The 1,679-nt window shown below is 58.7% G+C and carries 2 protein-coding genes and 1 tRNA gene; all 3 read left to right on the plus strand.

What is annotated here, in order from left to right; all coding sequences use genetic code 11:
• The first annotated feature begins 133 nt into the window (after window positions 1-133).
• The 3 genes from AC1DYJ_RS31790 (at window position 134) to AC1DYJ_RS31800 (ending at window position 1,306) form a co-directional block, all read left to right on the plus strand.
• Window positions 134-210 (plus strand) — tRNA-Met (locus AC1DYJ_RS31790).
• A gap of 514 nt (window positions 211-724) precedes the next feature.
• Window positions 725-991, plus strand: a complete 267-nt coding sequence (locus tag AC1DYJ_RS31795; protein WP_436261482.1) for a type II toxin-antitoxin system ParD family antitoxin — start codon at window positions 725-727, stop codon at window positions 989-991.
• Window positions 992-994: 3 nt separating this feature from the next.
• Entirely contained in the window at window positions 995-1,306 is a 312-nt protein-coding gene (locus AC1DYJ_RS31800) for a type II toxin-antitoxin system RelE/ParE family toxin (RefSeq protein WP_477289216.1), read from the plus strand.
• Window positions 1,307-1,679 lie beyond the last annotated feature (373 nt).

The raw sequence follows: 1,679 nt of genomic DNA on the forward strand, positions 1-1,679 counted from the left end.
TCATTTGGTCAGCCATCTACATATCTATAGGCCAGCCTATCTAAACGCACCGGCCTACACAAAGTTGACGCGGGGTGGAGTCTACATATCTATAGGCCAGCCTATCTAAACGCACCGGCCTACACAAAGTTGACGCGGGGTGGAGCAGCCCGGTAGCTCGTCAGGCTCATAACCTGAAGGTCACAGGTTCAAATCCTGTCCCCGCAACCAAATCCAAAAAAGGCCCGCATCACGCGGGCCTTTTTGCGTTTGCGGCTGACAGCGGCCGGGCTGGTTCAACCGCTTTGCGTTTCTACAACCCACGCATCCCTGTCCCATTCCCAAGCCAACTTTTCGGCGCCCAGCCTCTCGGAACAAGATCTCGCCGGTGGCTCTTGGGGGCAGGTGCTCGGAATGCGCTCAGGCCGATGTTCGCAATCCGCACCATATCAAAGCGAAATCACACCCGGGCGGAACCGGTTGGCTCGCCTACTCTGTCGGGCGAGGCAGCTGCCGCGTTTTGTATACGCTCGAATGCCGGCGGATGATCCCGGGCACGAATCACGATCGTCCCGGCGCGATCGCGATTCGATGAGTTTCGATGCCGGAGAATCAGGGGACGAATCATCCTCTCGCCAGAAGACTGCGGAAAACGAAGCATGGCCGTGCTGCACGCGGGCTGCTAATTGTTGCTATCTATTGCTACCAGTTTTGATCGGCGCCATAATCTCCCAAGGAGGTTGCCATGCCCAACTACGCCCTGAACGACCATTATGAGAGCTTCATCAGGAAGCAGCTCGAATCGGGCCGCTACAACAATGCCAGTGAGGTTGTTCGCGCCGGCCTGCGCATGCTTGAGGATTTCGAGGCGGAGCGGGAGAGATGGCTGCGCGAGGAGATCCCGGCGCGCCTGACCGAGCTGCAGCGAGATCCGGCGAAGGCTATTCCTGCCGAGACGGTTTTTTCGCGGCTTGAGGCTCGTCATCGCGCGAAGCAGGCGAAAGCCAAGTAGGGGATGGAGTATCGCATTGCCTTCCACCCCAAGGCGGAAGCTGAACTCGAACAACTCTATGACGACATAGCCGACCGTGCGTCGCCGGCGATCGCCTGGAATTTTGTTGCCGGCATTCGCGACCATTGCGTTGGCCTGTCGACTTTTCCACAGCGCGGCACAGAGCGGGTCGAGATCATGCCTGGCTTGCGCATCATCGGTTACCGCCGCGCCGTCAGCATTGCCTTTGCGATCGAGGCCGAGCGGGTCTTGGTCCTGGGCATCTTTTACGCCGGCCGAAACATCACGGCGGAATTGCTGGAAGACCGGCTCTGAAGCGCTGCTTAGGCTGGCGCCGCGGCCGAATTCGCCATGTCGGGCAAACAATTTTCGGCCCGATGGCACGCGGTCGCCGCGGAGAGATGGAGGCTTCGTAGAAGTGAGCCGACCAGGGAATGCCGCTCGCAATTTCAGCCAAGCCAACTCACGAATTTCAGCCCCGTGGATATCTGCACGAGAAATCGAAAAAACATCGTTGATGGCTGTTGACAGTTTTGGTTGGTGGCGACTATATACGCCTCACGAACGAGGGCGGTGCGCCGCTGGCGGCGAAGCAGTTTGCTTCTGAATAAGCCCTTGTGAGAATTCAAGAGAGCCGCGTAAGCGACACTCGGACGGCCCCGAAGCCACAAGCGTAACGGGCCACGAC

It is taken from the genome of Mesorhizobium sp. P2_B11 (genome assembly GCF_056404855.1).